At 58.7% G+C, this 13,838-nt stretch carries 13 protein-coding genes and 1 tRNA gene; 9 read left to right on the top strand and 5 right to left on the bottom strand.

All coding sequences use genetic code 11. From position 1 onward, the window contains the following. The first annotated feature begins 333 nt into the window (after window positions 1-333). A complete protein-coding gene (locus FHT69_RS06950; protein WP_097631235.1) occupies window positions 334-846 on the top strand; it encodes a hypothetical protein in 513 nt (170 codons plus the stop codon). 107 nt (window positions 847-953) lie between these two features. Further along, entirely contained in the window at window positions 954-1,157 is a 204-nt protein-coding gene (locus FHT69_RS06945) for a hypothetical protein (protein WP_063475678.1), read from the top strand. An 86-nt stretch (window positions 1,158-1,243) separates the two neighbouring features. Here FHT69_RS06945 and FHT69_RS06940 read toward each other — a convergent pair whose 3' ends face one another. After that, window positions 1,244-2,167 (bottom strand): LysR substrate-binding domain-containing protein, encoded by a 924-nt coding sequence (locus FHT69_RS06940; protein ID WP_052213380.1) that lies wholly within the window; start codon window positions 2,165-2,167, stop codon window positions 1,244-1,246. 299 nt (window positions 2,168-2,466) lie between these two features. On the opposite strand from FHT69_RS06940, the gene FHT69_RS06935 reads away from it, so the two are divergent. Together FHT69_RS06935 and FHT69_RS06930 are read left to right on the top strand one after the other, a co-directional pair. Next, a complete protein-coding gene (locus FHT69_RS06935; RefSeq protein WP_097623425.1) occupies window positions 2,467-4,506 on the top strand; it encodes an NADH:flavin oxidoreductase in 2,040 nt (679 codons plus the stop codon). 275 nt (window positions 4,507-4,781) lie between these two features. Next, a complete protein-coding gene (locus tag FHT69_RS06930; RefSeq protein ID WP_025554799.1) occupies window positions 4,782-5,633 on the top strand; it encodes a glycine betaine ABC transporter substrate-binding protein in 852 nt (283 codons plus the stop codon). A gap of 93 nt (window positions 5,634-5,726) precedes the next feature. On the opposite strand, the gene FHT69_RS06925 is transcribed toward FHT69_RS06930, so the two are convergent. Next, window positions 5,727-6,053, bottom strand: coding sequence for a GYD domain-containing protein (locus tag FHT69_RS06925; RefSeq protein WP_025554797.1), 327 nt, complete (start codon window positions 6,051-6,053; stop codon window positions 5,727-5,729). Between the two features lie 215 nt (window positions 6,054-6,268). Between FHT69_RS06925 and FHT69_RS06920 the strand changes: the two genes are divergently transcribed. The 3 genes from FHT69_RS06920 (at window position 6,269) to FHT69_RS06910 (ending at window position 8,194) form a co-directional block, all read left to right on the top strand. Further along, on the top strand, window positions 6,269-7,444 hold the full coding sequence (locus FHT69_RS06920) for a GGDEF domain-containing protein (protein WP_025554796.1): 1,176 nt from the start codon (window positions 6,269-6,271) through the stop codon (window positions 7,442-7,444). 197 nt (window positions 7,445-7,641) lie between these two features. Next, window positions 7,642-7,731, top strand: a tRNA-Ser gene (locus tag FHT69_RS06915). Window positions 7,732-8,005: 274 nt separating this feature from the next. Continuing rightward, window positions 8,006-8,194 (top strand): hypothetical protein, encoded by a 189-nt coding sequence (locus FHT69_RS06910; RefSeq protein WP_028758518.1) that lies wholly within the window; start codon window positions 8,006-8,008, stop codon window positions 8,192-8,194. Between the two features lie 569 nt (window positions 8,195-8,763). Here the strand turns inward: FHT69_RS06910 and FHT69_RS06905 are convergent. Then, window positions 8,764-10,191, bottom strand: coding sequence for an MFS transporter (locus tag FHT69_RS06905; protein ID WP_097623424.1), 1,428 nt, complete (start codon window positions 10,189-10,191; stop codon window positions 8,764-8,766). 138 nt (window positions 10,192-10,329) lie between these two features. On the opposite strand from FHT69_RS06905, the gene FHT69_RS06900 reads away from it, so the two are divergent. Then, entirely contained in the window at window positions 10,330-11,223 is an 894-nt protein-coding gene (locus FHT69_RS06900) for a LysR family transcriptional regulator (protein ID WP_047615449.1), read from the top strand. Between the two features lie 72 nt (window positions 11,224-11,295). After that, window positions 11,296-11,520 carry an alkylphosphonate utilization protein gene (locus tag FHT69_RS06895; protein ID WP_003559525.1) on the top strand — a complete coding sequence of 75 codons (225 nt, stop codon included), beginning with the start codon at window positions 11,296-11,298 and terminating at the stop codon, window positions 11,518-11,520. Between the two features lie 18 nt (window positions 11,521-11,538). Here FHT69_RS06895 and FHT69_RS06890 read toward each other — a convergent pair whose 3' ends face one another. After that, window positions 11,539-12,366 carry a transglutaminase-like domain-containing protein gene (locus FHT69_RS06890; RefSeq protein WP_028759138.1) on the bottom strand — a complete coding sequence of 276 codons (828 nt, stop codon included), beginning with the start codon at window positions 12,364-12,366 and terminating at the stop codon, window positions 11,539-11,541. A 172-nt stretch (window positions 12,367-12,538) separates the two neighbouring features. Further along, window positions 12,539-13,411, bottom strand: coding sequence for a transglutaminase N-terminal domain-containing protein (locus FHT69_RS06885; protein ID WP_028759137.1), 873 nt, complete (start codon window positions 13,409-13,411; stop codon window positions 12,539-12,541). Window positions 13,412-13,838 lie beyond the last annotated feature (427 nt).

Raw genomic sequence — 13,838 nt, 5'->3', positions numbered from 1 at the left:
CAATACGCCTTATCCCCACCCGCCTAACGAGACTTTAATCATGCGAAGTTCGTGGCAAATTTACGAACGATTTCGCAGCGATAGCGACAATTCTAATGATTATGGTTTATAAATCACTAACGCGAACCTCTCCGCCCTGCCCTTCCGCCGCCGCAATAAGGCCCGAAATCCTCATGCCGATGCGGCGCATATGGTAAATCTGAACTCGCTTCCGAATGCCCGAATAGCCCAAATTGGCACAGGCGGCGCGTGCTTCCCGCGCGGCGCGGCGTCACCTTGCCTCATCAGGCGAAATAACGCTATGCATTCTATGCGCAGGGTTGGGGGATTGCCATGGGCGGAATTGTCAAAAGCTTGATTTTGCTGGTCATAATGACCGTCTCACCGGCCGTCGGCGCCGGCGCGGAGGATCTCCCCGCCTATTGGCGCAAGACGATGACCAATGATCCATCGACGAATTTCTATCTGGCTCAGACCCTGAAACCCTTATCGAACAAGGATGCCGAAACCATCAGAGTGCTCAGGCTGTCGCTGATCGCCGGCAACTTATGTCTCGGCGCCAGCATCAATACGAGGACAGGCGAGGCCTTTCTGCAGCAGGCCGGATACGATCGCCTCCGCGGAAAGGCCTGGGACGAAGCCGCCTTCCTCGCGAACGACTGGTTCAAACACTTCAACTACCGCTCCCTCGCCCATCTCTGCGCCGGCATCGACTATATTTTCGGGCCGGAGGGAAAACTGGCGCCCAATCTGGTCAAGCCCGGCAAGGGTGAACCGAAGGGATCCTACGCCCCCCTGAACTCCTACTACATGCGGCTTCCGCCCTTGCGCAAACCGAACGGCTAGTCACGTCACCAATTGCCATATGGCGGATTGCGTATTTGACGCTTCGGGCTGTATGGAACGAAATGCCCGCCGGGAACTTTGAAGGTTTAGACCTTTGGAGGATCACGATGAATAATGAAACCATTCTGCAGCTCGACACGGTCAGCCAACAGTTGCACGCTCGATCTCGCGCGCTTTCCCAGCCAGATAAAGACAACGACATCTCGATCCTGATGTCGGCACTCGCCGTGACGATGGAGGCGGTTCGTTCTCTTTGCGAGGATATGAACCAGCTCAACGGTCCGAAGGGCCTTGGATCCGATGGGAGCTAGCTGCGACCTCCCAAAGCCGTTGGAATTGCGTTTATGCGCAGCATCCCCTCCAAAATCACGCCAAAGGCGGGAACGACACGCGCGCCTCAAAGACCTTCAAAACGGCTCGCCAGCCAGTCCCTGAAAATCAGGGCGACCTTTCTGCGATTTGGGGCACTTGGCGTTACCACGTAGAAACGCCTCCCTGTCTTCAGGGTGCGGTCAATAGCAATGACGAGGCGATTTTCTCGAAGGGGCCGATCGATGAGAGGTCGCCAACCGAGCGCGATGCCTTCGCCATTTTCCGCAGCTTTCATCGCGACAAGGGAATCGTTGACCTGCAGCGATGTCGGCAAAGTCGGTGGAGCGCCGACACCTGTGGCCCGCAACCACTCGGCCCAACCGATCCTGAAGCGATACGGGTCAACGTAGTGTATAAGCCGATGGCGCAATATATCACTGGTGAGTGACAGAGGCTTGCTCTTCGCCTGATAAGCTGGGCTGCAAACAGGCAATATTTCCTCGTCCCACAGCGGAATGGCATCACAATCCGGCCAGTTTCCATCGCCGAGCCGAATGTGAACATCGATGTTGCTCGTCGTCATCGCTGGATCGCGGTCCAAGCATCGCAGGTCAATCATCAAATCAGGATGGACTTGGCGAAATTCCGGCAACAGCGGCATCAGCCACTCTGTCGCCATGACCGTCGAGGCGCTGATGACGAGGGTGTCTCGGCGAGGCATGCCGGCGATATCGTCAAGCGTTTCGGCGATCGACGCAAATCCCCCCGATACCGCCGAATAGAGGCGTTGGCCTTGCGTTGTCAGGCTTAGCGCCCGCCTTTCCCGGACGAAAAGCGCGTGGCCGAGAGACGACTCGAGTTGTCGGATCCCGTGGCTGACCGCAGGCTGAGTGATGGACAATTCCGCGGCGGCTTTCGAAAAATTCAGATATCTCGCCGCAGCCTCGAACAGGATCAGGCTGTGGAGGGAGGGAATTGTCCGTCGTAACGACTGACTGTCATGACTCATGGTTTCGAGTTCTTCGCCGTTCGAAAATTGCAGCGCACGGAATCTCCGTCACACGGTGCAAGACTGCGCACCGGCAAGAAGCGAAACACCTTATCGTTCGCGTGGTCAACAAGCCTGGAGGACGATCACCCACTCACCTGCCGGCCGATCCGGTCTTTATCCATCCTGCCTCATACTTCCATGAATTTATTTGCCCTTTACGGCCTCACGCCCTCGCCGGACATTGTCGTTCACCCGCCAGAACCCGACGTCGGGAGAACAGGCGACTACGACAATAGGCCGTCACGGGAACAATTGAGATGTCAAACGATCCATTGCTCCAGCCTTTCCAACTCAAGCATTTGACACTCCGAAACAGGATGATGTCGACGGCGCACGAGCCGGGATATACTGAGGACGGACTCCCGAAGGAGCGCTATCGTCTCTACCATTCGGAAAAAGCCAAAGGCGGGATAGCAATGACGATGATCGGCGGTTCGTCCGTCGTCGACATCGACAGTCCCCAGGCGTTCGGCAATATCCAGCTCCACAAAGACGAGTCCGTGAAGTGGCTTCGAGAGCTTGCCGACGACGTTCACGACCACGGCGCTGCCGTGATGATTCAAATCACTCACCTGGGAAGCCGAACCAACTGGAACAAAGGCGATTGGCTCCCGATAATCGATGCGTCCCACATCCAGGAGCCCGCGCATCGCGCCTATCCCAAGGCGATGGAGGATTGGGACTTCGAGCGCGTGATCACAGCCTATGCCGACAGTGCGGAGCGGGTCAAAGCGGCAGGGCTTGACGGGATCGAGCTCGAATGCGCCTCGCATCTCATCGCGCATTTTTGGTCTCCGGCAACAAATAAGCGGGAGGATGAATACGGCGGCTCGCTCGAGAACCGGATGCGCCTGGTGAACGATATTCTCACCGCCATCCGTAAGCGCATCGGTCACGAATTCATTGTCGGCGTCCGCATGGTCTGCGATGAGGTTTGGGATAAAGGGCTCTCGCGAGACGAAGGGGTGGAGATTGCCCGTCGATTGAAGGCCGGCGGTTTGATCGATTTCGTCAACGTCATTCGCGGCCACGTCTCAGAAGACGAGGCCTTGAGTCATGTGATTCCGAACATGGGAACCGCATCTGCTCCCCATCTCGATTTCGCCGGAGAGGTTCGTCAGAATGTGAAGATACCGACCTTTCATGCGGCAAGAATTCAGGATGTGGCTACCGCGCGACACGCGATTGCGAGCGGCAAGCTTGATATGGTCGCCATGACACGCGCGCACCTTGCCGATCCTCACATCATCCGCAAGGTGATCGAAGGGAAGGAGGATCAAATTCGCCCCTGTGTCGGCATGGGGTTCTGCATCGATTCCATTTACCCCGCTGGCAACGCCACCTGCGTGCACAATGCGGCGACTGGTCGGGAGGGCAGCCTCGCGCATGTGATCAGGAAGACCAACGGGCCAATGCATAAGATTGTGGTCGTCGGAGCGGGACCGGGCGGTCTTGAGGCTGCACGGGTCGCGGCCGAGCGGGGCCACAAGGTCACGGTTTTTGAGGCTGGATCCAAAGCAGGCGGACAAATTCTAATAACCGCGGCACTGAAACGCCGTCGCGAAATCCTTGGGATCGTGGACTGGCGCTTGTCTGAATGCGAGCGCCTCGGCGTCGAATTCCACTACAATCGCTTCGTCGATGAGAGTGACGTTGTGGCGGAAGAACCCGACGTCGTCGTCGTTGCTACGGGCGGACTGCCTAATGTTGACTGTCTTGAGGAAGGACAGGAGCTTGCGACGACCAGTTGGGACATCCTCGGCGGAAGCGTTCAGCCCGCGAAAAATGTGCTGGTCTACGACGACAACGGTTCGCACCCCGCCATGACGATCGCTGAGTTTCTGGCCGACGCGGGCTCGAATCTTGAAGTTGTCACGCCTGCACGAACCCTTGCGCCGGACATCGGGGCAACGAGCTACCCCGCCTATTTCCGTGCCCTCAACAAAGCCGGCGCAAAGATCACCCTGAACCTGCACATTGAGCGCCTCGAACGTCGCGGCAACAGGATCGCAGTCATACTTTTCGACGAGTATTCCAAGGTCTGCGTCGAAAAAGAGGTGGACCAGGTTGTCGTCGAAAGCGGGACGAAGCCGATGGACGAACTCTATTTCTCGCTCAAGCCGCTCTCCCGGAACCAAGGTGAAATCGATTACCGGGCGTTCATAGCGGGCAAGCCGCAAGTTGTTGCCAATAATCCCGGTGGCAAGTTTCAGCTGTTTCGGATTGGCGATGCGGTCGCAAGCAGGAACATCCACGCGGCCATATACGACGCGCATCGATTCATGGCCGCGGTTTGATCAAGGCCGTAGGGTTGAATGCCCGCCAATCAGTTCGATTTCGGCCAGTCCTCCAGGGATCGATCTTAAAGGCATACGCAAGTCAAGGCATGCCTGAAGTCCCGAAAGATGTGGGCCTCGCCGTCTACAAGGTCGTGGCCATGATGGCTACGAGCGGGACTCGGTGATCTGATTGCAGGAATTGCGCGCAGGGATGACCCCTCGCCGCGCAATCATGAAGGCCAGGCCGACCGCTGGTGTTTCATGAAAAGGGGAACGAAAACTAGGAGCAAAAAATGATGAAGTTGTGGAAAATGCTTTGTGCCGCGGCCATGTTCGGAATGACCATGCTGCCCGCGCACGCGGAAGAAAAGACCATCACCATTGGCACGATGCAGTGGGAAGATCTGGGAGCGATCAGCGGTGTCACCAAGAAGGCGCTGGAAGATTCCGGCTACACCGTCAAGGTCGTGTCGTTCTCCGAATGGGGCATCGCCTATGCCGCTCTCAGCAAGGGCGATATCCAGATTCTCGCCTCGCTGACCGACTACGTCGCACAGGATTATTGGGACAAGAACAAGAAGAAGCTGGAGAAGATATCGCCGGTTTCGTTTGGCCTGTACCAGGCTATTGCGGTTCCGAATTATGTGCCGATCGACTCCATGGAGCAGTTGAACGGTAACGCCGACAAGTTCAGCGGCAAGATCGTCGGTATCGAACCGGGTTCAGGCCTGATGCGCGATGCCGCCAACTCGGTCAAAGCCTACGACCTCAAGCTACAGCTTGTCGAAGGCAGCACGGCTGCGATGACGGCTGAATTGAAGTCGGCCATCGACCGAAAGGAATGGATTGCTGTGACGCTCTGGGAGCCGTCGTGGATGATACAGAAGTACCCGGTCAAGTTTCTGAAGGATCCGAAGGCGATATTCCCGCTGGCGCAGACCTACAACTGGATAGCCAAGAGCGGCTTCTCCACCGAGAACCCGCATGCGCGCGAAGTCATCGCCAGCGTATATCTCCCGCTCGCAGATATCACCGCGATCGCCGGCGCGGTCGCCGACGGCAAGACAATGGACGAGGCGGTTAAGGGCTGGACCGACACCCATGCCGACCTCTTGAAGCGCTGGGAAAACATCAAGTCGAAGTAACGCTTAACGGCCGGGCCACCGAACAATCGGCGGCCCGGCTCAGACTTTACGCGGAGAGCCGCGGAGGGCTCGCTGGCATTCGGCCCCTGCTTATTACGCTGCCGGTGGACGATATCGAACCGACTTCGCCTTTTCCAACGCTTCGATCGTATCCTCGACGCTGAGGAGGACAGTGGTTTCCATCGCGCTGAGCGCGCCTCCTGCGCCGATAGCCAGTGCGACCGCCGCCATCGAGACGTTGTCAGGCGCCTCCCAAAGATTCCAACCATCATGCTCGCCGAAGGCGTACCAGAACCCGTGGAGCTTTCCGCCTACGGATTCAATATAGCTGCGTGCCGCCTCCCGGCGATCCTCGGGGTTTTCGATCATGCGCGCCCATGTCTCGGGCGTGTAGCTGAAGCGCGTGAGATACATGGCCATGGTGTGTGTCCTCCGCCAGAATAGCACAGTAAACGCTCAAGCCGGGGCGAAGGCGAGTCATTTCCAGCGGGAGGAACAGGCCGCTCAACGCTTCCTATCGCCAGTCTCCGGAAGCACCGCGAATACTGACGTCTAAAGGTCACTCCGCGTTCATTGAAAAGTAGATTTTAGCCGTTATTCGGAGCCCGCTTCTCATCTCATATCGGGTTCCGGCAATGGATCTTGCGACTGTCCTTCTTCTACACAAGTCTTCCTTCATCGTCGGAGCAATCTGCTTCTTTTACGTGAGATGGCGCTCCGGAGCGACGCCAGGGCTTGGCGTACTTGCCGGCAGTTTCTCTTTGCTTGCGATCGCCTCAACGCTCGCTGGTTTGGATGAGAGCCTTCATATGTCCGGCGATGCCAGGACGTTCTGGAGTTTTTCACTCGGCGCCAATGGTTATGGGCTCATGGCGGTTGGGCTTTTCGGCCTCAGCCGGCGTCAAAACTCTTTACGAGACTGGTGGCCGTTACTCCTGCCCGTCGTCCTGACGCTGAGTGCGGTGAAAACGCCATGGTATTTGAACAACGGATTGAGAGCATCGGTGTTCAACGGCAGCGCCGCCGTCCTGCTTGCCTTGTCAGGTTTCGTGATCGCCCGCGACTTCTTCCACGAGCGCCTTACCGCGCGGCTCGGTCTTTCCGCATCCATATGGGTGGCGACGTCTCTCTCCGTTTTGGTGGTCGTCGGCTTCGTCTTTCCGAACGATGCGCCCCTTCCTCCGCGCTACGCATTCTTTTTGCTGATCATCTGTCATTTCGCGGTGGCGCTGTTTGTGCTCGTGCTCGTGCAGGAGAGAGCCGAAGAGAAGCTTACCAGACTTGCAAATACCGATATGCTGACCGGCATTCCCAATCGGCAGCATTTCTTCAATTCGCTTCCGAAAAGCCTCGGCCCCGGAGACGCCTTCGTCCTCATCGATATCGACTTTTTCAAGCGTGTGAACGATATGTACGGGCACGACAAAGGCGATGTCGTTCTCATAAATGTTGCTCGGACAATTGCACAGAATGTCCCCCCTTCCTGCGTGTTCGGCCGGCTGGGCGGCGAGGAGTTCAGCCTCTTTCTGCGCGGCCAAACGCAATCTTCCGCTTTTGCGCTCGCTGAGCGGATACGCGAGGCGGTAAGCGCCGTCAGCCTTGTCTTCGAAGGAAATCAGGTCACCCCTTCCGTCAGCGCAGGCGTGGCACTTTGGGAAGCGGGTCTGACCGACCAAGACGTCCAGAAACGTGCAGATCAGGCGCTCTACATTGCCAAAAACAACGGCCGTAACAGGGTTGAATTGTTTAGCAGTGCCGGGTTGACCAGCAGCTTCCTTGCGCCGGAACTGGCACAGGCTCGCGCAGGCTGAAGAACGGTTGAAGGTCGGTTCTCTCCAGAGCTATTTGCCCATCATAGCGGAGATGCCGGCAAATGCTGCAGAGCACGTTGACGCTGCGATCAAAGCTGCTAAAAAGCCAGCCATCGAATGATTGGGTCGCAAATCGGCAGCAATGACCGGTTGCTGGAATCAACAAAATGTCGATTTCTTAACCTTTTCAATCAGATGGAAGAGTGTCCGAGTGGTTTAAGGAACCGGTCTTGAAAACCGGCGTGCGGGAAACCGTACCGTGGGTTCGAATCCCACCTCTTCCGCCATTTCATATTGATTTTGTTATATAATTTCCGATTTCCGCTCGGGAATTGCGCCCTTACCTTAACGGTAGGATGCCGTCTCAGTAGCATCGGCGCGGTATCGCAGGCTTCCGTTTTGCTGTTGCCCCAATGATTCTGCTCGCCCTGACGCTCGCGGGCAATCTCCCAAAAAATCACGATTGTCTTTTGGCGCGATTTCAATCATCTCGACGTTGCTGGGATATTCACTTGCGAACAAGTCAGCGAAACTGCCCAAAGTCATTTGGAGATAATTCGCTTGAAGCTTTTTGCATGGCTTTCCTGGATGAGTTGCTCGACTGAATGGGCGCCTTTCCCTTCCGAAGAAAAAGGAAACCTTGGCGGCATAGTCATGCGACGGCGCGGCGCGAAATTTCCATTGGTTGAAACCCGTATGCCGACGCCGGATGAACAATATGAAGCGCAGCTTTACTTCGCCATACGTTAGGCGGGCAGCTGCGCGTTGCCGTGGTCGCACTGATCCTTTGCGTTGACGATGAGATGATATACAGGCTGCAGCAGGACGCGACTGCCATTAACTTAAGAATGGGGTCGGGCGGCAGATTGACGTCACGTCGCTGCCACGAGATCACGTGGCCGTCCTCTGAGCCGGCGTCGCAAAGACGTTCTCGCTGCAGCCTTGAAGCGAGTTTGGCTTGGTTCAACCTTCCAGCTGAGCGGCATTCTCCGCCAAAATTTTCATCAGACATTCCTTCACGATCAGGCCCCTCGGCGTCCGAGCAGCCCGATCCTCTACGAGGAGCCACAGATCCTGGAATTGCTCTGGTGAGTGCCCTCACGAGAGGTGCGAGTATATCAGGACGCCAACAGAACCCCAGAAGATTACTGGCATAAGTATCATCCCCGCAACAATGATCTTGGTCACAGCAATAGCTCCGCAAACTCCACCAAAGTCCGCAAAACCTATTGCAGCGACCGAAGCTTTGGTATCGGCATGAAGTCCGGGACAGATCGGACCTTGGTCTGAGTTTCGCTCGGCGGCCGATGAGGGTCGGGCTAACTCTCCCCGAGCGCTCGGCGGCTCCGGCAAGTCCCGGTCGCAATGGCGAGCGCAACGACAATCAGCGCTGCCGCGACGGCGAAGGTGATCCGCATGCCTGAGTGAACCGCGTCGGGATGCGCCGCCGCAATATCGTGCGCTCCCGAAGAGAAAGTGAAGACGGCGCCCATGACGGAAGCGCCGGTGATCAGTCCGAGATTGCGCGACAGATTGAGCACGCCGGAGATGACGCCGCGCTGGTCGGGGCTGATGTCGGCCATGACGGTGGTGTTGTTGGCCGCCTGGAACAGTTGATAGCCTGGCGTCAGCATGGCGATGGCAGCGATATAGCCTGTAATGCCGGGAAGCACGGCCACGGCGACGGAGCCCGCCGCCATGGCGACGAGCCCGGCGATAACCACGAATGATGCGTCCAGACGATCGACCAGGCGGCCGGCCGGGATTCCGCTCAAGATGGAGATGACAGGGCCTATCGACATGACGAGCCCAACGAGAGTTTGATCGAGCCCGAGCGCGTGGGAGAGGTAGAACGGCGCGACCACCAGCGTCGCCATCATCACCGTTGCAACGAGCAGGTTCATCGCCAAGCTGGCGCTGAACACCGGGTTGCGGAACACCGCCAAGCGGACCAGCGGCGATGCCGTTCTCGCCTCGGTGAACACGAACAGACCGGCGCCGAAGACGGCCGTGAGCAGCAGGGCAATGTTCAGCGGACCAAAACTGCCGCGCCCGATCGTCATCGCTAACGCATAGGCTGACAGCGTCAGGGCAAGCACCAGCGTGCCCATCGTATCGAAGCTGGTCCGATTCGCCTTCCCCTTGCTGAGATCGGCGGGCAGATAGCGATGGACGAGAACGAAGCTCAGCACGCCGAGCGGCACGTTGACGAGGAAGATTGCCGGCCAGCCGAGCCCGGCGATCAGGAACCCGCCAAGCGAAGGCCCAAGAGCGGTGCCGATCGCCGACATGGTTCCGAGCAACCCCATGGCGCTCCCGGTCTTCGCCTTCGGCACCGTTTCGCTGACGAAGGCGATGGTCAGCGCCATCATGATGGCGGCGCCCAGGCCCTGCACCGCACGCGCGGCAATCATCAGCCAGAGTGTCGGCGCCAGGCCGCAGAGGATTGAGGCCAGCGTGAAGAGCAGTATGCCGATGAGCAGCAGCCGGCGGCGGCCGGTGATGTCGCCGAGCCGTCCGACGCTGACGACCAGGGTGGTGATGGCGAGCAGATAAGCGAGCACGATCCACTGGACATCCTGGAAGGTGGCGTCGAATGCCTGCGCCAAAGTCGGCAGACCGACATTGGCGATGCTGGTGCCGAGCGATGGCAGCAGCATGGATAGGGAAAGACTGGCAAGCGCCCAGCGGACGGAGGGTATGCGTTCGGCGACGGCCTCGCCTCGCTCTGCAATGACTGGTTTCACAATGGCCTCCTTTTCCGTGGGCCCGAATGGAGCCGATGAAAAGCTAGTCCGCTGCGTGGCGTGGCGGAAGGCGCACGATTTGCATTTCATTCATGCGTCTAACGCCACATCATGATGAAACCATGTTATATGGGATGCATGTCGACACCCGATCTCAACCTGCTCGTCACCCTGGACGTCCTGCTTGCAGAAGGCAGCGTTGCGCGCGCCGCCCGAAGGCTGCGGCTGAGCCCGTCGGCGATGAGCCGGGCGCTGGCCCGATTGCGCGAGACGACCGGCGATCCGCTGCTGGTGCGCGCCGGCCGCGGCCTCGTTCCCACGCCACGGGCGCTGGAACTGCGCGAGCGGGTCGGTCGGGTCGTCGAGGAGGCGCAGGCGGTGCTGCGGCCCTTGGAGGCGCTCGACCTCCAAAGCTTGGTCCGGACGTTTACACTGCGCAGCAGCGAAGGCTTCGCCGAGAATTTCGGTCCCGATCTCATCGCCCGCCTCAGCCGGGAAGCGCCAGGCGTCCGGCTGCGCTTCATGCAGAAGCCGGATAAGGACAGCACCCCGCTACGCGACGGTACCGTCGATCTCGAAACCGGCGTCGTCGGCGATACGACCAGTCCGGAGGTGCGGGCGCAGGCCTTGTTCCGGGACCGTTTCATCGGCGTGGCGCGCAGGGGCCATCCGCTCAGCGAAGGCGAGATCACGCCTGCCCGTTACGCGGCCGGCCGGCACATCATTGTCTCCAGGCGCGGGCTCGACAAGGGGCCGATCGATGAAGCCCTGAATGCGCTGGGGTTGGACAGGCAGGTCGCCACGATCGTCGGCGGCTTTTCGACGGCGCTGGCGCTCGCCCGAACCTCCGATCTGATCGCCAGCGTGCCCGAGCGTCACACGGAATCGCTGCGCGCGGGGATGCATAGTTTTCCCCTGCCCGTTCCGACGTGTGAGATCACGATTTCCTTGCTTTGGCACCCCAGGATGGATGCCGATCCCGCCCATCGCTGGCTGCGCGAGTGTGTCCGGGATGTCTGCGCGGCTACGTGATTGAAGGCCGCCTGAGGTTGACTATGCCATGTCGCCGTGATTTCCCGTCTCGCATCAACAAGCGAGGACATCATGGCTGACGACATTATCGTAAAAGACAGCAACGGAAGCCAGCTTCACGACGGCGATTCCGTAACGCTGATCAAGGACCTCAAGGTCAAAGGAACTTCAGAGACGCTCAAGCGTGGAACGCTGGTCAAGGGCATTCGCCTCACCGACAATCCCGGTGAGATCGAATGCAGCACCAAGCAGGTCAAAGGTCTCGTATTGAAAACCGAGTTTTTGAAGAAGGCATAGGAGCTCCGTCGCCCACCATCAATCGTTCCTGGGTGCCTCCTGCGGCACTTCCTCGGTGATCACCTCGAAACGGGAAAGCGTTGCCGGCCCGAAGGCCGTCGACATCGCGACATCCGTGGCGTCGCGGCCGGTTCCCATCAATATTCTGCCGATGCGCGGCGTATTGTGGCGGGCGTCGACCGTATGCCAGTGGCCGCCGAGAAAGACTTCGAACCAGGCGCTGAAATCCATCGGATTGGGATCGATCGGTACGCCGATATCGCCGAGATAGCCGGTGCAATATCGGGCCGGGATATTCATGCACCGGCACAGCGCGATGGCGAGATGGGCAAAGTCACGGCAGACGCCCGCCTTATCGGTGAAGCCGCCATGGGCGGTGCGCAGGAGGTCGGCCTTCTGGTAATCGAAGGTGATATGGTCGTGGACGAAATCGCAGATTGCCTGGACGCGCGTCCAGCCGAGCGACGTCGACGAGAAGGTTGCCCAGGCAAAATCTGCCAGCCTGTCGGTGTCGCAATAGCGGCTGCCGAGCAGGAAAACCAGCACATCGTCCGGCAGGTCATTGATCGCGTGCTGGACCGCATCATCGGGAACAATATCGGGTTGCCCGCTGTCGTAGATCTCGAATTCCGTGGAAATGGTCGTCAGTCCCGGCGGGGCGACGATCCGGCTGCAGGCATTGCCGAACCCGTCGGTATATTCCCAGGCCTCGATCGGCCGGTCGAATGTCAGGACCTGCTCACTCAGCAGATCGGCGCGCCGAGAGGGATGGATGTTGAGGACGAGCAGCATCGGCGTTGGTTGCGTGCATTCGTAGCCCAGATGAAACCCGGCGCGTATCTTCATTGTGGCTTCCCTATCGCGGCTCCGCATGTGCGGAGGTGAGTATGGAACGTTGATCGCGCTACCCGGTTCCCGCAAGGGACAACTGTCACCATACAGAGACTTGGTGGTGATCCGAGATTGCCCCGGAAGATTATCTCGGAGGTAATCCGGATTACCTCGGAGAGAATCGAGATTATCTCGTGGTGACGTTGACCTGCACCGTCATGCTGTCGAAATCCGCCCCGTCGCCATCATAGCTGCCGCTCAACGGGACTGCCTGGCGCGGATCGCGGGCAACCGCGACACGAATGAGATCGCGGTTGCCGACGATCCCGTTGGTCGGATCGAACTCCGCCCAGCCGGCGCCGGGGAGATAGATCTGGCACCATGCATGGGTGGAACCGCCGCCGAGCACCGTGGAGCCGTCCCGGTCGGGAACATAGACATAGCCCGTGACGAAGCGCGCCGCGAGCCCAAGGACGCGGGCGGCCTCCATCATCAAAAGCGCGAAATCCCGGCAGGTGCCGGAGCGAAGCTGCAAGGTCTGCACCGGGGTCTGTGTTCCGTGTTCCATCCGGCGCTGATAGACGAAGCTTTCCCGAATGGCGTAACAGAGCGTCATCAGCAGATGCCCGGTTTCCGTCGGACGCCCCTGGCGCACGAACTGCCGTGCCCAGCGTCCGACCTCGTCGTTCGGATCGGGATAATGGCGCTGCATTGCCGGCGTCAGATCGGCAATCTCCTCCTTGTCGTAGGAGAATGGATAAATCAGGGCCGCCTCGTCGACCTTGAGATCCAGGGCGACCTGGGGCGTATGATCGAGGGTGATCCAGGTTTCGAAGCGAAGCTCGGACGCCGGCCTCGAAATATCGATGAGCGCCACGCAATTGCCGAAAACATCGTGGATCCAGCGGACATGACTTTCCTCGGGATAGGTCGTCAACGACGCTTCGATCAGCCGCTGGTCGAAACTGTCGCGCGGCCGGAACATCAGGCGATGCTCGCCGAAATCGACCGCCCTGACGTAACGATAGGACGTTATGTGGCGGACGGAAAAAATCGTCATCGGCCGCCGTCCGGTAATCTGTTCACCTTGCTGCTCCAAGGCGGTGACGCCGCCTCTCCTCTGCGGGAGCGCCCTGCCCGCTTTTCCGCTTATCCCGATTTCTTGTCATATAAGCACATTCGAAAGATTGCTATTGTAGCTTCACCGATCGACGGCAGAGCCGTCCAACCTAAGAGGATAACATGCATATCATCTGGGACGTTCTGACACTTCTGCTGACAATCGGCTCGCTCTATGGCGGTCGCGAATACCGGATTATTCGCGCCCGTGCCCGCGCCCAGAACTGGGGCAACTTCTGATTCGATTCCGAGTCATGGTCGCATCGGATCGTTGCCGGTCGCGGCTACGTCGAATGACGTAAAGCCATACGCTTAAGGAAATGCTTTATTAGACGAGACGGCTTCCATCCGTCCATTCTCCCTGTTAT

The sequence above is a fragment of the Rhizobium sp. BK008 genome (assembly GCF_014197345.1).
Classification (GTDB): domain Bacteria; phylum Pseudomonadota; class Alphaproteobacteria; order Rhizobiales; family Rhizobiaceae; genus Rhizobium; species Rhizobium anhuiense.
This window is presented reverse-complemented; position numbering and strand designations above follow the sequence as displayed.